At 68.6% G+C, this 18,018-nt stretch carries 16 protein-coding genes; 6 read left to right on the plus strand and 10 right to left on the minus strand.

The annotated features are described in order from the left end of the window. Positions 1-130: 130 nt before the first annotated feature. Positions 131-1,240 (plus strand): ABC transporter ATP-binding protein, encoded by a 1,110-nt coding sequence (locus tag FFS23_RS05750; protein ID WP_137897829.1) that lies wholly within the window; start codon positions 131-133, stop codon positions 1,238-1,240. On the opposite strand, the gene FFS23_RS05755 is transcribed toward FFS23_RS05750, so the two are convergent. From FFS23_RS05755 to FFS23_RS05765, 3 genes are read right to left on the minus strand one after another with little or no spacing between them, the layout of a single operon-like run. Further along, positions 1,201-2,052 (minus strand): carbohydrate ABC transporter permease, encoded by an 852-nt coding sequence (locus FFS23_RS05755; protein ID WP_249340539.1) that lies wholly within the window; start codon positions 2,050-2,052, stop codon positions 1,201-1,203. The genes FFS23_RS05750 and FFS23_RS05755 overlap by 40 nt on opposite strands. After that, a complete protein-coding gene (locus FFS23_RS05760; RefSeq protein ID WP_137897830.1) occupies positions 2,043-2,924 on the minus strand; it encodes a carbohydrate ABC transporter permease in 882 nt (293 codons plus the stop codon). The genes FFS23_RS05755 and FFS23_RS05760 overlap by 10 nt, the downstream gene beginning before the upstream one ends. Beyond that, positions 2,921-4,189: an extracellular solute-binding protein gene (locus FFS23_RS05765; RefSeq protein ID WP_137897831.1), complete on the minus strand. Its 1,269-nt coding sequence runs from the start codon at positions 4,187-4,189 to the stop codon at positions 2,921-2,923. The genes FFS23_RS05760 and FFS23_RS05765 overlap by 4 nt, the downstream gene beginning before the upstream one ends. 181 nt (positions 4,190-4,370) lie before the next feature. On the opposite strand from FFS23_RS05765, the gene FFS23_RS05770 reads away from it, so the two are divergent. Further along, a complete protein-coding gene (locus tag FFS23_RS05770; RefSeq protein WP_137897832.1) occupies positions 4,371-7,271 on the plus strand; it encodes a TonB-dependent receptor plug domain-containing protein in 2,901 nt (966 codons plus the stop codon). Positions 7,272-7,317: 46 nt separating this feature from the next. Then, positions 7,318-8,052: a glycosyltransferase family 2 protein gene (locus FFS23_RS05775; RefSeq protein WP_137897833.1), complete on the plus strand. Its 735-nt coding sequence runs from the start codon at positions 7,318-7,320 to the stop codon at positions 8,050-8,052. On the opposite strand, the gene epsC is transcribed toward FFS23_RS05775, so the two are convergent. The 6 genes from epsC to hisI all read right to left on the minus strand — a co-directional run bounded on the left by epsC (position 8,053) and on the right by hisI (position 13,914). Beyond that, the gene (gene epsC, locus FFS23_RS05780) at positions 8,053-8,991 is read right to left on the minus strand and encodes a serine O-acetyltransferase EpsC (protein WP_137897834.1); all 939 of its coding nucleotides are present in this window, start codon (positions 8,989-8,991) and stop codon (positions 8,053-8,055) included. Positions 8,992-9,095: 104 nt separating this feature from the next. Further along, positions 9,096-10,409, minus strand: coding sequence for an NAD(P)/FAD-dependent oxidoreductase (locus FFS23_RS05785; RefSeq protein ID WP_137897835.1), 1,314 nt, complete (start codon positions 10,407-10,409; stop codon positions 9,096-9,098). Positions 10,410-10,793: 384 nt separating this feature from the next. Next, the gene (locus FFS23_RS05790; protein ID WP_137897836.1) at positions 10,794-12,596 is read right to left on the minus strand and encodes an acyl-CoA dehydrogenase C-terminal domain-containing protein; all 1,803 of its coding nucleotides are present in this window, start codon (positions 12,594-12,596) and stop codon (positions 10,794-10,796) included. 4 nt (positions 12,597-12,600) lie between these two features. After that, complete coding sequence (locus tag FFS23_RS05795) at positions 12,601-13,026, minus strand: MerR family transcriptional regulator (RefSeq protein ID WP_038659092.1); 426 nt, start codon at positions 13,024-13,026, stop codon at positions 12,601-12,603. A 37-nt stretch (positions 13,027-13,063) separates the two neighbouring features. Further along, the gene (locus tag FFS23_RS05800) at positions 13,064-13,558 is read right to left on the minus strand and encodes a hypothetical protein (RefSeq protein ID WP_137897837.1); all 495 of its coding nucleotides are present in this window, start codon (positions 13,556-13,558) and stop codon (positions 13,064-13,066) included. Next, a complete protein-coding gene (gene hisI / locus FFS23_RS05805) occupies positions 13,555-13,914 on the minus strand; it encodes a phosphoribosyl-AMP cyclohydrolase (protein ID WP_137897838.1) in 360 nt (119 codons plus the stop codon). The genes FFS23_RS05800 and hisI overlap by 4 nt, the downstream gene beginning before the upstream one ends. 107 nt (positions 13,915-14,021) lie before the next feature. Between hisI and FFS23_RS05810 the strand changes: the two genes are divergently transcribed. From FFS23_RS05810 to FFS23_RS05820, 3 genes are read left to right on the plus strand one after another with little or no spacing between them, the layout of a single operon-like run. Next, positions 14,022-15,296 (plus strand): MFS transporter, encoded by a 1,275-nt coding sequence (locus FFS23_RS05810; RefSeq protein ID WP_038659083.1) that lies wholly within the window; start codon positions 14,022-14,024, stop codon positions 15,294-15,296. Then, positions 15,293-16,213 carry a cysteine synthase A gene (gene cysK / locus FFS23_RS05815; RefSeq protein WP_038659080.1) on the plus strand — a complete coding sequence of 307 codons (921 nt, stop codon included), beginning with the start codon at positions 15,293-15,295 and terminating at the stop codon, positions 16,211-16,213. The genes FFS23_RS05810 and cysK overlap by 4 nt, the downstream gene beginning before the upstream one ends. A gap of 26 nt (positions 16,214-16,239) precedes the next feature. After that, complete coding sequence (locus tag FFS23_RS05820; RefSeq protein ID WP_137897869.1) at positions 16,240-17,592, plus strand: cell wall hydrolase; 1,353 nt, start codon at positions 16,240-16,242, stop codon at positions 17,590-17,592. Positions 17,593-17,758: 166 nt separating this feature from the next. On the opposite strand, the gene FFS23_RS05825 is transcribed toward FFS23_RS05820, so the two are convergent. Further along, positions 17,759-18,010 carry a DUF7218 family protein gene (locus FFS23_RS05825; protein WP_137897839.1) on the minus strand — a complete coding sequence of 84 codons (252 nt, stop codon included), beginning with the start codon at positions 18,008-18,010 and terminating at the stop codon, positions 17,759-17,761. Between the last annotated feature and the right edge of the window lie 8 nt (positions 18,011-18,018).

Genomic DNA, 18,018 nt, shown 5'->3' on the forward strand with positions numbered 1-18,018 from the left:
AGCCTAGCCACCCGCCGACGATTCGCACAAGCGCAGCGCGGCCGGCACGCGACTCCGCCAACCTGGGGCCGTAACTTTGGTTTGACAGCGGCCACCGCCGCCTCGCAGGACCGAGCATCGGGAGACGAGCGTGGCCAGCGTCGAAATATCAGGACTGACCAAGGGCTTCGGCGGCGTGACCGTGCTGCAGCCGACCGACCTCGTCGTCGAGGACGGCGAATTCCTCGTGCTGGTCGGCCCGTCGGGATGCGGCAAGTCGACGCTGCTGCGGATGATCGCCGGGCTCGAAGACCCCAGCGGTGGGCACGTCGCGATCGGCGGGCGCGACGTCACCCATGCGCCACCGTCCGAACGCGGCGTCGCGATGGTCTTCCAATCCTATGCGCTCTATCCGCAGATGACGGTCGCGCAGAATATCGCCTTTCCGCTGAGGGTCGCCGGCGTCGCCAAGCGCGAGATCGCCGAGCGGGTGGCGGCGGTGGCGGCGATGCTCGATCTTTCCGACCTGCTCGACCGGCGCCCCCGCGCGCTGTCCGGCGGCCAGCGCCAGCGCGTGTCGATCGCGCGGGCGGTGGTGCGTCGGCCGCGCGTGCTGTTGCTCGACGAGCCGCTGTCCAACCTCGACACCGCGCTGCGCGCGCGGATGCGGCACGAATTCGCCCGGCTGCACCAGCAGCTCGGCGCGACGATGATCTACGTGACGCACGACCAACTGGAGGCGATGACGCTCGCCAACCGCATCGTCGTGATGAGCGAGGGGCGCGTCGAGCAGGTCGGCGCGCCGCTCGACGTCTATCGCCTCCCCGCCAGCCTCGCCGTCGCCGCGGCGATCGGCTCGCCGGGGATGAACCTGCTGCCGGTGACGATCGCGCAGGCCGGCGGGGACGGCGCCGCGGTTCGTCTGGCCGGGGGCGACACGGTGCGCACTGCCGCTCATGTTCCCGCCGATGCCGTGGGTGCCGCCGCGACGCTGGGCGTCCGGCCCGAGCATCTCGTCGCGGCCGCGGATGGCGCCTTCGCCGGCGTGGTCGAGCTGTTCGAGCGGCTCGGGCCGCTGTCGTTCGCGCATCTCGGCGCGCAGGGGGCGATCGGTACGATCGTCGCGCAACTGCCCGGGGATCGCGCGGTGACGCTCGGCGAGACTTTGCGCTTCGACGTCGCCGCGGCGGACACGCATCTGTTCGCCGCGGACGGCCGCGCCTATCCCTTGACGCTGCCGCCGAGCAGTCCGGTCAGATAATAACGCTGGAGCGCAAGGAACAGCAGCAGCACCGGCATCGTCGTCACCACCGCCGCCGCCATCATCAATTCGCCGTCCGCGGCATGCTCCCGCCCGATCGCGGCGATCGCCACCGGCAGGGTGTAGAGATGCTGGTCGGCGAGCACGATCAGCGGCCACAGGAAATCGTTCCAGCTCCCCAGGAACAAGAACAGCGCCAGCGTGACGACGATCGGAGTGAGCAGCGGCAGCACGATGCTGACGAAGATCCGCGTCTCGCCCGCGCCGTCGATCCGCGCCGCGTCGATCATCTCGTCGGGGATGGCGAGCGTCGCCTGACGAACGAACAGGATCGCGAAGATGCCGGCGAGGCTGGGCAGGATCACGCCGGCATAGCTGTTGACCAGCCCCAGCTCCCTGAAGATCAGGAACAAGGGCAGCATCGCCACCTGCCCCGGCACGACCAGCGACGCGATCAGCAGCTGGAGCAGTCGCGCTCGCCCGCGGAAGCGCAGCTTGGCGAAGGCATAGCCCGCCGGAACGGTCAGCAACAGCCCGAGCAGCGTCGAGACCGCCGCGATCCCCAGACTGTTCACCAGCGCCGGCACGATGCGATAGTCGAACCAGGCGCCGTCGATCGATCGCCGGACCAGCAGCTCGTAATAATTCTCGCCCGACCAATGCGACGGCCACAGCGGCGTCGGCAGGGTGGTCGATTCGCCGCGCGGCATGAACGAGACGACGACCATATAGGCCAGCGGCGCGATGGTGAGCGCGGTCAGCACCGCCACCGCGCCGGTCGAGACGATCGTGCGCAGCCGCGTCACAGCCATTCGTGGCGCCTTCCGATCCGCGTCTGCACGATCGTCACCGCGAGGATCATCAGGAACAGCACGAACGCGACCGCGCTCGCCTGCCCGAGGTTCCACCATTTGAAACCCTCGTCGAACATGAAGTAGAGCACCGTCGTCGTGCTCTGCGCCGGGCCGCCGAGCGTCATCACATAGGGTTCGGCGAAGATCTGCAGGAAGCCGGCGACGCTCATCACCGTCGCCAGCAGCAGCGTCGGGCCGATCGCCGGCAGGGTGACGTGCCGGAAGCGGCCCCACCGCCCCGCCCCGTCGAGCCGCGCCGCCTCGATCAGCTCGCCCGGCACCGCTGACAGCGCGGCGGTGAAGACGATCATGTTGTAGCCGAAGATCTTCCAGGTCACGAACAGCAGGATCGCGGGGATCGACACATGCGGGTCGCCGAGCCAGTCGACCGGCGCGATGCCGACGGCGGCGAGCGCGCGGTTGATCAGGCCGAAGCGCTGGTTGAACAGGATCCGCCACACCACTGCGGTCGCGACGACGCTGGTCACATAAGGCGCGAACAGCAGCACGCGCCACAGCGGCTTCCACCGTACCGTCGCATCGTTGAGCAGCAAGGCGACGAACAGCGAGGTGCCGATCGCCATCGGCACGCCGAGCACGGCGAACAGCAGGGTGTTGCCGAGCGCGCGCCAGAACAGCGGCGTCGACAGCAGGCCGGTGAAATTGCCGAGGCCGACGAAATGCAGGTTCGACCAGTCGGCGAGCGCGTAGATCGAATAATCGGTGACCGACAACGCCAGCGCGAGCGCGGTCGGCAGTACGAAGACGAGCGCGATGATCGCAAGCACCGGCGCGGTGAACAGCCAGCCGGTTCGCTCCTGCCGGGTCATGCGATCCGACCCGCCTCGACTAGTGCGCGGCGTTTGGCGAGCAGCCCGTCGACCCTGCGGTCGAGCGCCGCCAACGCCTCGTCCATCGTCTGGACGCCGCGGACGATCCGCTCGGCGGCGAACTGCACCTCGGTCTGGATCTGCTCCCATTCGATCACCGGCGGGGCGGCGGCGGGCTGGCGCATCTGATCGGCGAACGGGCGCAGCACCGGCGCGGCGAGTTGCGGTGCGGTCCAGGCGCCGACGCGCGCGGGCAAATTGCCGATCAGCCGCTGGTAGCGCAATTCGCTCTCGATCGAGGTCAGATGGCGGACCAGGGCCCAGGCTTCGCGCGGGCGCTTGCTCTGCGTCGAGACGCACAGGCTGGCGCTCAGTCCCGACACCGGACCGGCGCCGTGCGGTCCCGGCAGCCGCGCGGTCGCCCAGCGCGTGCGCGGGAGCAGATCGGCACGGCGGGCGAAATCCTTGAGCGTCGTCGGACCGCTCGGCCAGACCGCGCAATAGCCGGTGGCGAAGGCGGCGACGGGGTCCTGCACCTCGGTTGACAACGCCATCGGCGCATATCCGTCCGTGTAGAGCGAGACGTAATAGGCGAAGGCGGCGCGTGCCTCGGGGGTCTGGAAGGCGCCGCGCGTGTTGCGATCGCGCAACATCGTCGCGCCGGCTTGCGACAGCATCGTGATGAGCCCGTTGGGCCAGTTGAGCAGCATGAGGAAGACGTAATCGTCCGGCCGGCGGCGCTTGATCGCGCGCGCCATCGCCCGCCAGCCATCCCAGTCCTCGGGCGGGCTGTCATAGCCCGCTTCGCCGAGAATATCGCGGCGGTAGAATTGCACCTGTGGCGCGACCGACCACGGCACCGCATAATCCCGCCCCGCGAAGCGCGTCGCCGCCAGCACGCCGGGAAACATGTCGGCGACGAGGTCGGACGACGGCAGTGGCGCGATCGCGCCGATCGTGGCGAACTCCTGCACCCAGCCGTTGAACAGCATCAACACGTCGGGCATCGCCCCGCCAGCGAAGGCGGTGAGCAGCTTTTCGTGGCTCGCGGTGGTCGGGAGCGACTGGACCTCGACCGGGACGCCCGTCGCGGCGGTGAAGGCGGGCATCAGCAGCGGCGAATAGTCGCCTTCATAGCTCATCGCCCACATCGACAGCGGCGCTTCTGTCCCGCCCGGTCCCGCACAGCCGGCGAGCGCCAGCGCCGGGATCAGCCCGAGGGCGGACCTGCGCGTCCATGCGACGTCCGTGCTGCCCTCTCCCATCGCGGCGACGATGCCGCATCCGTTGCCGAGGCACCACCCATACGATCGATTAAATCGTTCATATGTCGACTGTTTTATCTACTACGTGGCCGCTGCGGCGATTGAACCGCCGGGCGATGCCGGTAAGGATTGCGACAACAGAACGCCGGCCGAAACCGAGCCGGCACACAGGGGGATCATCATGTCGCGCCGCATTCACCGCAGCCGCTGCCTATTGTCAGGTGCGGCGCTCTTCCTTGCGCCGCTTGCGCAGGCCCAAACCGCCGCACCCCAGGCCGAGCCTGCCGCCGACGCACCGGCCGACGACATCATCGTCACCGGATCGCGCATCCAGCGCCCCGATTATGCCGCGCCCAATCCGATCGTGTCGTTCGGCGCTGCCGACCTGCAGCAATCGGGCAACACCAACGTCACCACCTTCCTTCAGCGCGTGCCGGCGCTGACCAACTCGCTCGACAGCACGCGGACCGCGGGCAGCAACCAGGCGGACGGCAGCTTCGGCCAGGTCGGCCTCAACCTGCTCGACCTGCGCGGGCTCGGCCCCAACCGCACGTTGGTACTGGTCAACGGCCGCCGCCACGTCGCGGGCCAGCCCGACACCGCCGCGGTCGACATCAACGCGATCCCGACCGACCTGATCGACCGCGTCGACGTGCTGACCGGCGCCGCTTCGGCCGTCTACGGTGCCGACGGCGTGTCCGGCGTGGTCAATTTCGTGATGAAGCGCGACTTCGACGGGATATCGGCGCGTTCGCAATTCGGCATCTCCGACCGCGGCGACGCCGCCAACCGCTTCGCGTCGATCGTCGCGGGGCACAATTTCGCCGATGGCCGTGGCAACGTCACGCTCGCCTACGAATATAACGCCGACGAACCGCTCGCCAACGACGACCGTTCCTACCTCACCGCCGCGCAGCGCCAATATTTCGTCAATGTCGACGGCTATGTCCCCGGCCAGGCGGGCAGCTACCAGAAGGCGCCGCTCGGCGACCTGCGCTATCCGTATAGTTCGAACCAGGGCATCATCTACATCGGCGACCAGACGTTCCGCGGCGACGGCGCGATCTACACGCCGGGCCGCGTCCTGCAGAACGACGGCTACAGCATCGGCGGCGACGATACGCCGGTGGCGGGCTATATCGGCGACATCTTCCCGCGCACCCGTCGCCACGCGGTCAACGCGCTCGCGCATTACGACGCGTCGGACGCGTTCAAGGTCAGCCTCGAAGGCAAGTTCGTCCAGTCGACGATCACCAGCTTCAGCGGCTATGGCGGCAATTATCCGGCGACGATCGCGCTCGACAATCCGTTCATCCCCGCGACCATCCTCACCGCGGCGCGCGCGGCCGGCCTGACCTCGATCGACGTCAACCGCAACAATTTCGACATCCCCCGTCGCGGCGAGACCGATCGCCGGCGCACCTATCGCGGTGTCGTCGACGTCGCCGGGCGGTTGAACGACCACGCCAGCTACGACGTCTCCTACACCTACGGCCAGACCGACGTCCGCGCGACCAAGCTCAACGACCGGGTGAACACGCGCTTCCTCGAAGCGCTCGACGCGGTACGCGGCCCCGGCGGCACGATCATCTGCCGATCGGCGGCGGCGCAGGCGGCGGGCTGCATACCGGTCAACACCTTCGGCGGTGCCACCGTCGATCCCGCCTCCTACGCTTATTATCTCGACAATCCGGTGAGCAACGCGCGGATCACCCAGCATGTCGTCAATGCCGCGCTGACCGGCGACTTCGGCCGGTTCTTCGAGCTGCCGGGCGGCCCGATCGCCTTCGCCGTGGGCGGCGAGTACCGGCGCGAGTCGAGCCGCTTCACGCCCGCGCAGTCGCTCGTCGACAATGCCTTCTACCAATATGACGAATATATCATCCCGACCGCGTCGCGCGGCCGTTTCGATGTGTGGGAGGCGTTCGGCGAGCTCAACGCGCCGCTGCTCAAGGACCGGCCGTTCTTCCACCTGCTCTCGGTCGGCGCGGCGGGACGCTATTCCGACTATTCGACGGTCGGATCGACGAAGGCCTATCAGTTCAACGGCATCTGGGCGCCGATTCGCGCGATCAGCTTCCGCGGCTCCTATGGACGCTCGGTGCGCGCGCCCAATATCGGCGAGTTGTTCCGCCCGACGACGGGGTCGAGCGCCTTTTTCTCCGACCCGTGCTACGTCGGCAACCGCAATCTCGGCAGCGCGTCGCGCGCCGCCAATTGCGTCGCGCTGATCAGCGGGCTGGGCGGCAATCCGGCGACCTTCACCGCGGCCAACAATCCCGATGCCGCGATCTTCATCCCCGGTTCGGTGTCGGGCAATCCCGATCTGAAGGCGGAGGTGGCGCGGACGTGGACCGCGGGCGTCGTGCTGCGCCCCGATGACGTCCCCGGCCTGTCGATCGGCGTCGACTGGTACGACATCCGCCTGCGCGACGCGATCAACAACCCCAATGGCGATGCCGCCAACAGCATCGCTGCGCTCTGCGTCGACCAGCCGACGCTCGCCAATCCGTTCTGCGGGCAGATCAGCCGGCGCACCGGCACCGGCTTCATCAACGGCTATACGATCACGCCGCAGAACGTCTCCGCCTTCCGCACCTCGGGCGCCGAGCTCAACGTCGCCTATCGCTTCCGCACCACCGGCGCCGGGACCTTCGACGTGCGGCTGGTCGGCGGCTATCTCAACACGCTCGAACAGGTCGCGACGCCGGGCGCCGAGGTCGAGAACAACGTCGACCAGATCTTCCGCCCGCGCTGGAACGCGACGCTGTCGCCGACGTGGAGCGACGGGCCGCTGACGCTCAACTACAATCTGCGCTGGCAGAACGGCGTGCGCCGCTTCAGCCGCTTCGAGAGCGACGGCAACGCCAATCTCGTCGACCCCCGTTATTTCCGCTACAAGGCGCTGTGGCAGCACGACGTGCAGGCGCAGATCGAGGTCGCCCGCGATTTCGCCTTTTACGGCGGGGTCAACAATCTGACCGACCAGAAGCCGGATATCGGATTCCAGACCAACGTGCCGATCTCGCCGGTCGGCCGCTATCTCTACGCGGGTGCGAAGGTGCGGTTCGGCGGCAGCTGAGCCGCCCGGCGCTTGATCGCGCGGCGGAAACTGGCATGGAGCGGCGATGCTCCATGTTCCGCTGCTGTTCGCGCCCCTCGCGACCTATGACGTCGTCATTCCCTGCCACAACCGTGCCCATGTCGTGGCCGATGCCGTCGCCAGCGTGCTGGCGCAGGACCATCCGCCCGCCCGCGTGATCGTCGTCGACGACGGCTCGTCCGACGACAGTGCGGCGGTGATCCGCGGCCTCGCCGCTGCGCATCCGTCGGTCGAGGCGATCGTGCTGCCGCGCAACGTCGGCGCCTCGCAGGCGCGCAACACCGGCGCAGGCGCCGCAGGATCCGACTGGATCGCCTTCCTCGACAGCGACGACGTCTGGCTGCCCGGCGCGGCGCGGGCGCTGCTCGATGGCACCGCGGGCGGGCTGCACGACATCGTCGTCGGTCATTTCGCCCGCGTCGAGGGCGACGGCGCGCCGCAAGCGCCCGAATGCGGCTGGGACGGCGGCTGCATCCGTCGCGGCCTGGCCAGCGGCGGCGTCATCGGGCCGAGCTGGTCGATCGTCCGCCGCGCGATGGTGGCGCAGGTCGGGGGATTCGACCCCAGCTTCCATAATTGCAACGACTGGGACTTCTACACCCGGACCGCCGCGGCGGGCGCGCGCTTCGCCCGGATCGACGCCTGCGTGGCGCTCTATCGCACCGTCGCGGGCAGCCGGCTGGTCAACGACACCGCGATCGGCGCACGCAACGCCGACCGCGTCCTCGCCCACCCCTATCTGATGGCGCTGACCGCCTGATCAAGCCGTCACGGCGGGGATCGGCAAGGCGCGGAACAGCGGCGCCGGCGCCTCGACCAGCGTGTCCGCCGGCACGTCCTGGCGCAGCCAGACGCCGCCGCCGATGCGCGAGCGCGCGCCGATCGTCACCCGGCCGACGATCGTCGCATTGGCGTGGATCACCACATCGTCCGCGACGATCGGATGGCGCGGCGCGCCCGATTTGTCGCCGAACAGATCGGGGTCGCCACCCAGCGTGACACCCTGGTACAGGCGGACGCGATCGCCAAGGATCGCGGTCTCGCCGATCACCACGCCGGTGCCGTGATCGATGAAGAACCGCCGGCCGATGCGCGCGGCGGGATGGATGTCGATGCCGGTGCCGGCGTGCGCGATCTCGGCGATCAGGCGCGCGACCAGCGGCGCGCCGAGGCCGTACAGCAAATGCGCGATGCGATGATGGATGATCGCAGTGAACGACGGATAGGCGACCAGCACCTCGTCGACGCTGCGCGCCGCGGGATCGGCGGCATAAGCGGCTTCCACGTCGCTATCGAGGATGCGGCGGATCTCGGGCAGGCCGGCGGCGAAGGCACCGATCAGCCGCTCGGCGCGCAGCGCCGTCGCACGGACGTCGCCCTCGCTGCCGCTATAGCCCAGTTCGAGATCGATCTGCGCGGCGAGCTGCGCCAGCGTCGATTCGAGCGAGGCGGCGATGAACGCATTTTCGTTGGCGGCGGTCAGCTCCGACGGGCCGAGCCGCAACGGGAACAAGGCGGTGCCCAGCTCTCCGGTGATCCGCTTGAGCGCCTGACGTGAGGGAAAGCGGCTGCCGCGTTCGTCGTTGTGCGGGTGCGCGGTGCGCCAGGCGATGCGGGCGCGCTGCAATTGCTCGACGACGACGTCGATCTCCTGCGGGAAAGCGATCGACGGATATTCGTCGGCGCTGAGCTCAACCATGATTTCGATCCTTGCTGCGGCCCGTCATCTCGGCGGAGCGCAGCAGCTTGGCAAAGCAGCTTGATTTGCCGCGCGCAAAGGCTGGATATCAGCGCCCGCCGGGGTCAGTGCAGCTTGAGCCGCGGCCGGACGATGCGGTTGACGTGGCCGATCACGATCAGCGCGCAGCCCTTGATCCAGCCGTGGATGGCGATCAGATGCATGCGGTAGAGCGACAGATAGACGAACCGCGCCAGCCGCCCCTCGATCGCCAGCTTGCCACCGACCAGATTGCCCATCAGCGTGCCGACGGTAGAAAAGCGGCTCAGTGACACCAGCGAGCCGTGATCCCGGTAGACGAACGGGCGCAACGGCCTGCCCGCCATCTGCCGCTTGAGGTTGACGAACACCGCCGCGGCCATCTGATGCGCCGCCTGCGCACGTGGCGGCACCGGGCGGTCGCTGCCCGGCAGCCGGCACGCCGCACAATCGCCGATCGCGAAGATGCGATCATCGCTGACACTCTGCAACGTCGGCGTCACTACCACCTGCCCGCCGCGGGCGAGATCGAGCCCGTCGAGCCCGTCGGCGATCGGCACCGCCTTCACCCCCGCCGCCCAGACCATCAGGTCGGCGTCGATCCGGTCGCCGCTGCCGGTGGTCAGGCCGTCGCGGTCCGCCGCGGTCACCGGCGTGTCGATGAGCACGCGGACGCCGAGCGCCTCCAGCTCGCCGCGCGCGGCATCGGCGAGCCGCTCGGGCAAAGCGGGAAGGATGCGCGGACCCGCCTCGATCAGCGTCACCGCGAGCCGGCTCTCGTCGAACACCTCCAGCCCGTAATGGCCGAGCGCCGCGGCGGCGTTGAACAATTCCGCGGCCAGCTCGACCCCGGTGGCACCGCCGCCGACGATGGCGATGCGGACGTGCGCGTCGCTGGCGGGATCGGCGGTCATCGTCCGCGAGACGCGCAGGCAATGATCGAGCAGCCGGTCGCGGAAGCGGTCGGCCTGCGCCCGGCTGTCGAGGAAGGTGCAATTCTCCGCCACGCCGGGCGTGCCGAAATCGTTGGTCACCGAACCATAGGCGAGCACCAGATAATCGTAGCGGATCGCATGCGCGGCGATCACCTCGCGACCCTGATCGTCGTACACCGGTGCCAGATGAACCTGCCGCGCGGTCCGGTCGATCGCGCGCAGCGTGCCGTAGAAGTAGCGATAGCCCCAGCGATGGCAATGGCTGCGATAGCCGACTTCGTCCATGTTGGCGTCGAGCGAGCCGGTCGCCACCTCGTGCAGCAGCGGCTTCCAGATATGCGTGCGGTTGCGATCGGCGACGATGATGTCGTGCGCCTTGCGGCCATAGCGTGCGCCGAGCCGGGTGGCGAGTTCGAGGCCCGCCGCACCACCGCCGACGATGACGATCTGGGTCTTGGACGTCATGGCTTCGTCTCCGCATCTAACACGCGGGCGGGCGCCGCTCGCGCGTTGGTTACGGCATCCCCTCGTTTCCGATCGGCGGACCTAGCGGCAGCCGATCTGATCGTCTTGCGGCACAGTATACCGTGCCGGGACCTATTGGGTAAATTTCGGCCGCCCGGCCCACTCTTTGCGTTAGGCCCTCACCCATGCCGTCATCACGGGAAGCGAAAGGTCTCAATGGAGCGTCGCTGTACCCCGGCGGAGGCCGGGGCCCAGTTGGGATGACTGTCGTAAGTCATCGCAAACCTTCGCCCAACTGGGCCCCGGCCTCCGCCGGGGTACAGCTCTTGCGTACCTTGGCGACTATCGCAGGACTGCCGCGCCAACCGCCGGCACCCCCGCGGATCACGCCGCGCGGAACATTTCCGGCGGCAGCGCCATCAGGCTCTCCGCGCCACCCTCGATCTTGCGGCGCAGCGCGCCCGCGTCGGGCGCGATCCGCTCGGCGAAGAAGCGGGCGGTGACCAGCTTGGCGTCGAGGAACGCCGGGTCGCCCTCGCCCGCGGCCTTCAGCTCGGCGGCGGCCTTCGCTATGCGCAGCCACATCAGGCCGGTGGCCACGATCCCCATCAGATGCATGTACGGCACCGCGCCGGCACCGACATTCTCCGGGTTCTTCATGCCGTTCGCCATGAACCACATCGTCGCGGCCTGCAGCTCGCCGAGCGCCTTCTTGAGCGCGGTGGCGATCCCCGCCGTCGCCTCAACGGCTTCGGCCGCCGCGGTTTCCTCGGCGACGATCTTGAACAGCGCCTGCACCGCACGACCACCCTTGAGCGCAAGCTTGCGGCCGACGAGGTCCATCGCCTGCACGCCGTTGGTGCCTTCGTAGATCATCGCGATCCGGGCATCGCGGACATATTGCTCCATGCCCCATTCGGCGATGTAGCCGTGTCCGCCATAGACCTGCTGCGCGTTGGTCGCGACCTCATAGCCCTTGTCGGTGCCGACGCCCTTGATGACCGGCGTGAGCAGGCCGATCAGGTCGCCCGCCATCTCGCGCTCGGCATCGGTGCCGGCATGATGCTCCAGATCGACCTGCAACGCACCCCACAGGCAGAGCGCACGCAGCCCCTCGGTCCACGCCTTGGCCTCCATCAGCATGCGGCGGATGTCGGGATGGACGAACAAGGTGTCCGCCTTTTCCTCGGGCTGCTTCGGCCCGGTCAGCGCGCGGCCCTGGCGACGATCCTCGGCGTACTGGACGGCATTCTGATATGCGACCTCGGCGATGCCGAGCCCTTGCAGGCCGACGCCGAGCCGCGCCGCGTTCATCATGATGAACATCGCGGCAAGGCCCTTCATCTCCTCGCCGACCAGCCAGCCCTTGGCGCCGTCATAGTTCATCACGCAGGTCGAATTGGCGTGGATGCCCATCTTGTGCTCGATCGAGCCGCAGGTGACGGCGTTGCGCTCGCCGAGGCTGCCGTCGTCGTTGACCAGCACCTTGGGCACCACGAACAGCGAGATGCCCTTCGAACTGTCGGGCGCGCCCGGCGTCTTGGCCAGCACGAGATGGATGATGTTGTCGGTGAGGTCGTGCTCGCCCGCCGAGATGAAGATCTTGGTGCCGGTGATCGCATAGGAGCCGTCCGCCTGCGGCTCCGCCTTGGTGCGGATCAGGCCGAGGTCGGTGCCGCATTGCGGCTCGGTGAGGTTCATCGTGCCGCCCCATTCGCCCGACACCATCTTGGGGACGTACATCTGCTGCTGCTCGGGGCTGCCCTTGGCGACCAAGGCGGCGATCGCGCCGTGGGTCAGGCCGGGATACATGGCGAAGGCCATGTTCGACGAGATCATATATTCCTGGAAGGCGATCGACACGACGTGCGGCATGCCCTGCCCGCCATATTCCGGCGCGTTGCCCAGCGTCGCCCAGCCGCTCTCGACGTACTGGTTATAGGCGTCCTTGAAGCCGGCGGGGGTGGTGACGCTGCCGTCCTCGTTCCGCGTGCAGCCTTCCAGATCGCCCGACTGGTTGAGCGGGAACAGCACCTCGGCGACGAAGCGGCCGCCCTCCTCAAGCACCGCCTCGACCACGTCGGGGGTGGCGGCGTCGAAGCCGGGCAGATTGGCGTATTTCTGCAGGCCGACGACATGCTCGAGGATGAAACGCGTGTCGCGGACGGGGGGCGTATACTGGGGCATCCGATTATCCTTGTGTGTCGGCGATATGGACGGCCTCGACGACCGCCACGAATTCGGTGAGCTCGGCGATCGCGGCGTCGATGTCGTGCTTCTGGCGTTCGAGCAGTTCGATCCGTGCGCGGCAGCGGTCGATCGACACCTGTCGCTGGAGACGGCGGCCGTCGTCGAGATCGTAGAGGTCGATCATCTCGCGGATCTCGCCGAGGCTGAAGCCGACGCGCTTGCCGCGCAGGATCCAGGCGAGCCGCGCGCGGTCGCGATGCGAATAGATGCGCTGGGTGCCGCGCCGCTCGGGCGCGATCAGCCCTTCGTCCTCGTAGAAGCGCAGCGCCCGCGCGGTGACGCCGAACTCTTCGCACAGATCGGAAATCGTGAAGGAGTCGCGATCGTGGCGATGTTCGATCACGGCATAAGCGGGTGACGAGGCCATGGCCGGATCGTTACGTCACGTTTACGTCAACGTCAACCTACTCACCCGCACTGCAGAGGCGTTTTCCAGACGGCGCGCGTAGCGTCGCCGCCTCGGCCACCGCGCCGCTGAGCCGCTCGACGGTCAGCGAATCGAGCGAGGCGCGGCCGGTGCAGTACCGATCGCAATCGGCGGGCATCGCGGCAGGGAAGACGATGCGTTCACCGTCGAAATGCGCATCGAAGCGGCAGGGGCCGAAGGCGACCGTGACGGTCTCTCCGCGCCGGCGGGCGGTGCCGGCAGCGGCGCAGCCCTGCCCCTCGCCGTAATCGATCAACGCGCCGATCCGGAAGAGGTCGCGGCCGGCGGGGACGATGCAGAGCCGGTCGGTGTCGGCGGCCCACGATCCGGCGAGGCTGGCGCGCGCGGGATCGCCGACGAGGCCGGCACGCAGCGCCGCGCGCTCCAACCGGCTGCCCGGCGTGTCTTGCGGCGCCGGTGGCGGCGATCCGCAGCCGGCGAGCAGCAGCGCCGCGAACAGCGCGCGCCTCATCCGATCGCCTGCAACCGATCGCCGTCGACCCGGCGGTAGAAACAGCTAGCCGCGCCGGTATGGCAGGCGGGGCCGGCGGGATCGGCGATGATCCACAGCGCATCCTGATCGCAGTCGATGCGCATCTCGACGACGCGCAGCACGTTGCCCGACGTCTCGCCCTTCTTCCACAGCCGCGCGCGGCTGCGCGACCAAAAGGTCGCCTCGCCGCTCGCCTGCGTCGCGGCGAGCGCCTCGGCGTTCATGTGCGCGACCATCAGCAGCGCGCCGTCGCGGGTGGTGACGACCGCGGTGATCAGCCCCGCGCCGTCGTATTTGGGATCGAGGACGAGTTCGGTTTCGCGGGGATCGGCCATGCCAGCGTCTATAGCGAGTGCGGAGGCGGCGTCATCCTCCCGTGCATCCGCTGAAAAGCGCAACTATGTTGCCCTTCGGTTGCGCACGCGGCAAAGCTGCGCGCCACATGGCCACCCACCCCTTCCGTATCGCCAATTTCCGCAGTTATTGGCTGTCGCGCCTGTCCGGCACGATCGCGCAGACCGCCTTGGCGATCGTCATCGGCTGGCAAGTCTATGGCCTGGCGCGCGAAACGATGGACGTGCGGCAGGCGGCGTTCCTGCTCGGCATGATCGGCGCGGCGCAGTTCGTGCCTTTGTTCCTGCTCACTCCCGTCACCGGCCTCGTCGCCGACAGCGTCGACCGGCGCTGGATCGTCCGCGCCACGACAGCGGTGATCGCGCTGGTCGCGGCGTTCCTGGGCGTGCTGACCTGGCTCGGCGAGCTGACGCTGCCGGCCTTGTTCTTCGCGGCGGTGGTGATCGGCGTCGTGCGCGCCTTCACCGGCCCGGCCTATTCGGCGCTCGCCCCCAATCTGGTGCCGCGTGAGAGCCTGCCGACCGCGATCGCGATCTCGTCGATCGCGTGGCAGGTCGGCTCGATCGCCGGGCCGAGCGTCGGCGGGCTGCTTTATGCGATCCATCCCGACGTCGCCTATGCGACGATCACGGGGCTGTTCGTTCTGGCGCTGGCGACGATGTTCCTGATCGGGCCGGTGCCGCAGCCGCCGGCGCAGACCGACAAACACCCGCTCACCCGCATCCTCGACGGTTTCCAGTACGTCCGCAACAACCGGCTGGTGCTCGCCACGATCACGCTCGACCTGTTCGTCGTGCTGCTCGCCGGCGCGACCGCGCTGCTGCCGATCTACGCACGCGATATCCTGCACGTCGGCGCGCAGGGGCTGGGCGTGCTCGCCGCCGGCATGGGGATCGGCGCGGCGGTGACCGCGGTATGGTTCTCGGTGCGGCCGATGGACAGCAACGTCGGCACCAAGATGCTGATCGCGGTGGTCGTCTTCGCCGTGGCGGTGCTGACCTTCGGCCTGTCGACCTCCTTCCCGCTCAGCCTCGCCGCGCTCATCGTCGCGGGCGGCGCCGACATGGTGTCGGTCTACGTCCGCCAGTCGCTGATCCAGCTTCACACGCCCGACGAGATGCGCGGCCGGGTGAGCGCGGTGTCGCAGCTCACCATCTCGGCATCGAACGAACTGGGCGAGGCGGAAAGCGGGCTGATGGCGTCGCTGCTCGGTCCGGTCGGCGCGGTCGCGTTCGGCGGGATCGCGGCGATCGTCGTCACGTTGCTCTGGGCGCGGCTGTTCCCCGAACTGCGCGCCGCACGGACCTTCGACCCGCCAGACATGTTACAGATCGAACCGCAGCACGGAGAAGCCAAGCCATGAAGGCCAACACCATCCTGGAAACGATCGGCAACACGCCGCACATCCGCGTCGCCAAGCTGTTTCCAGATTCGGAAGTCTGGATCAAATCCGAACGCTCCAATCCGGGCGGCTCGATCAAGGATCGCATCGCGCTGGCGATGATCGAGGCGGCGGAAGCCAATGGCGATCTCAAGCCCGGCGGCACGATCATCGAGCCGACCAGCGGCAACACCGGCGTCGGCCTGGCGATGGTCGCCGCGGTGAAGGGCTACAAGCTCGTCCTCGTCATGCCCGAATCGATGTCGCTCGAGCGGCGGCGGCTGATGCTCGCTTATGGCGCGACCTTCGACCTGACCCCGCGCGAGAAGGGGATGAAGGGGGCGATCGAGCGCGCGATCGAGCTGGTCCATGCGACGCCGGGCGCGTGGATGCCGCAGCAATTCGAAAACGGCGCCAACATCGATGTCCACACCCGCACGACGGCGCAGGAGATCCTCAACGATTTCCGCGACTCGCCGATCGACGTCATCATCACCGGCGTCGGCACCGGCGGCCATATCACCGGCGTCGCCGAGACGCTGAAGAAGCATTGGCCGAACCTCAAGGTCTTCGCGGTCGAACCCGCCGCCTCGCCGGTCATCGCCGGCGGCCAGCCGGGGCCGCATCCGATCCAGGGGATCGGCGCCGGCTTCATCCCGCGCAACCTGCACACGCAGGCGCTCGACGGGGTGATCGAGGTCGACGCCGCGGTCGCCAAGGACATGGCGCGCCGCTCGGCGACCGAAGAGGGTATCCTCGTTGGTATCTCGTCGGGTGCGACGCTCGCCGCGATCCTCCAGAAGCTGCCGGACCTGCCCGACGGTGTCCGCGTGCTCGGTTTCAACTATGACACGGGCGAGCGCTATCTGTCGGTGCCGGACTTCCTGCCCGAACAGTGACGGTTCCTTCCCAGGCGCGCAGCCCGATGTGGCTGCGCGCGGTGCTGGCGGCGACTGCGATCGTCGCGGTCGCCGTCCCCGCCCTCGTCGTCACCCATCCGCCCGCGATGCCGCAGCCGCACAAGCGTGTCGTGCTGCAACGGCGGGTCGTGCCGCCCGCCGAACTGCCGCCGGTCGAACCGGTGACGTTCATCGATCTGACGCCGGAGGACGCCAAGGCGTTCAACGCCGGCGTACCCTTCTCCGATTTGCCCAATCCGGCGGCGCGGCCGTTCCGCTTCGCCGGCGGCGCGGAGGATCGCGCGCGGGCGACCGACTGTATGGCGGCGGGCGTGCTCTACGAGGCGGGCGACGATACCGAAGGCGAGCGCGCGGTCGCGCAGGTGGTGCTCAACCGGCTGCGCCATCCCGCCTTCCCCAAGACCGTCTGCGGCGTGATCTTCGAGGGGCAGGAGCGCAGCACAGGCTGCCAGTTCAGCTTCGCCTGCGACCATGCGCTGACCCGCTGGACGCCGACCGCCGACGCCTGGCGGCGGGCACGCGAGGTGGCGACGATGGCGCTGGGCGGCGCGGTCTATCGCCCGGTCGGCTATGCGACGCATTACCACACCGACTGGGTGGTGCCCTATTGGCAGGCGAGCCTCGACAAGGTCGTTGCGGTGCACAGCCATCTGTTCTTCCGCTGGACCGGCTGGTGGGGGACGCCGCCCGCGTTCAACCGGCAGGTGAGTTCGAGCGAGCCGGTGATCGCGCAGCTCGCGCCGATCTCCGACGCGCACAAGATGGGCGGCGCGCTTGCGGAGGCGGATGCGGCATTGCTCGAGGCGTCGGCGGCACTCGGACTGATCGCGCCGGACGGCGTGGAGGGCGAGACGGCGCCGTTCACCGCCTCGGCGGCCGATGGCGACAGTTTCTTCGTGACCTTGCCGTGGGGCGTGCAGCCCGAATTGTATCCGACGATCGCCGCCAAGGCGTGCGGCGAGCGCAAGGCGTGCCGCTTCTCGGCGTGGAGCGATGCAGCAAAGACGCCGACCGCCGCGCCGCTGACCGCCGATCAGGTCGCGGCGATGGCGTTCAGCTATATCCGCGACCGCGATGTCGGGCTGGAGCGGACGCTATGGAATTGCGCCAAATATCCGCGCCCTGACCGGCGGCAGTGCATGAAGCAGCAGGTGCTGCTGACAGCCGTGCCGGTGGCGGCAGTGACGCCGACGCCAGTCGCAACGCCGGTAGCGGAACTGGGCGGCGTGCGGCGTAAGGGGGATACGGTAGCCCGCGGTAACGAGGTGCAGGAAGCCACCGGCGCAAAACGGCCAGCGTCCGCCTTCCCGTCGGCTTCGTCTTCCGCGCGTCGCCTTCCGATGACGAGCGAGCGGTAAGCGTCGTCGACGCCCTGTCAGCCACCCCGTCACCCCGGACTTGTTCCGGGGTCCACTCCGCGGCGAGGAGCGCGGCTTGAGGGGATACCATTCCCCTGCGGCCCAGTGGACCCCGGAACGAGTCCGGGGTGACGGGTGGTCGAGGCGCGGTTTGGAACCGCAGCGCCTATTTGTGGCCGCGGATCGCCTTCGCAAGCGCCGCCCCGTCCATCTTCGAACGGCCCTCGATGCCGATCTCGCGTGCTTCCTTCAGCAGGTCCGCCTTGCTGCGGTCCTCCAGTTTCCCGCCGGGATGATCGAGCGTGCCGGCCGCCTTGGCATTGGCGATCCGCGCCGCCTTCTCCTTGGAATTGCCCTGTTTCAGCAGCTCCTCGTAGAGCGCGTCGTCCTTGATCTGCGCGCCATGGTCCTTGGCCATCACCCTCT

This window comes from Sphingomonas sp. 2SG, assembly GCF_005503285.1.
Taxonomy (GTDB): Bacteria; Pseudomonadota; Alphaproteobacteria; order Sphingomonadales; family Sphingomonadaceae; genus Sphingomonas; species Sphingomonas taxi.

Coding starts and splice junctions, on each gene's coding strand:
- FFS23_RS05755 (WP_249340539.1), bottom strand. CDS start 2,052: ATGGCTGTGACGCGGCTGCGCACGATCGTCTCGACCGGCGCGGTGGCG.
- FFS23_RS05760 (WP_137897830.1), bottom strand. CDS start 2,924: ATGACCCGGCAGGAGCGAACCGGCTGGCTGTTCACCGCGCCGGTGCTT.
- FFS23_RS05765 (WP_137897831.1), bottom strand. CDS start 4,189: ATGGGAGAGGGCAGCACGGACGTCGCATGGACGCGCAGGTCCGCCCTC.
- FFS23_RS05770 (WP_137897832.1), top strand. CDS start 4,371: ATGTCGCGCCGCATTCACCGCAGCCGCTGCCTATTGTCAGGTGCGGCG.
- FFS23_RS05775 (WP_137897833.1), top strand. CDS start 7,318: ATGCTCCATGTTCCGCTGCTGTTCGCGCCCCTCGCGACCTATGACGTC.
- epsC (WP_137897834.1), bottom strand. CDS start 8,991: ATGGTTGAGCTCAGCGCCGACGAATATCCGTCGATCGCTTTCCCGCAG.
- FFS23_RS05785 (WP_137897835.1), bottom strand. CDS start 10,409: ATGACGTCCAAGACCCAGATCGTCATCGTCGGCGGTGGTGCGGCGGGC.
- FFS23_RS05790 (WP_137897836.1), bottom strand. CDS start 12,596: ATGCCCCAGTATACGCCCCCCGTCCGCGACACGCGTTTCATCCTCGAG.
- FFS23_RS05795 (WP_038659092.1), bottom strand. CDS start 13,026: ATGGCCTCGTCACCCGCTTATGCCGTGATCGAACATCGCCACGATCGC.
- FFS23_RS05800 (WP_137897837.1), bottom strand. CDS start 13,558: ATGAGGCGCGCGCTGTTCGCGGCGCTGCTGCTCGCCGGCTGCGGATCG.
- hisI (WP_137897838.1), bottom strand. CDS start 13,914: ATGGCCGATCCCCGCGAAACCGAACTCGTCCTCGATCCCAAATACGAC.
- FFS23_RS05810 (WP_038659083.1), top strand. CDS start 14,022: ATGGCCACCCACCCCTTCCGTATCGCCAATTTCCGCAGTTATTGGCTG.
- cysK (WP_038659080.1), top strand. CDS start 15,293: ATGAAGGCCAACACCATCCTGGAAACGATCGGCAACACGCCGCACATC.
- FFS23_RS05820 (WP_137897869.1), top strand. CDS start 16,240: ATGTGGCTGCGCGCGGTGCTGGCGGCGACTGCGATCGTCGCGGTCGCC.
- FFS23_RS05825 (WP_137897839.1), bottom strand. CDS start 18,010: ATGGCCAAGGACCATGGCGCGCAGATCAAGGACGACGCGCTCTACGAG.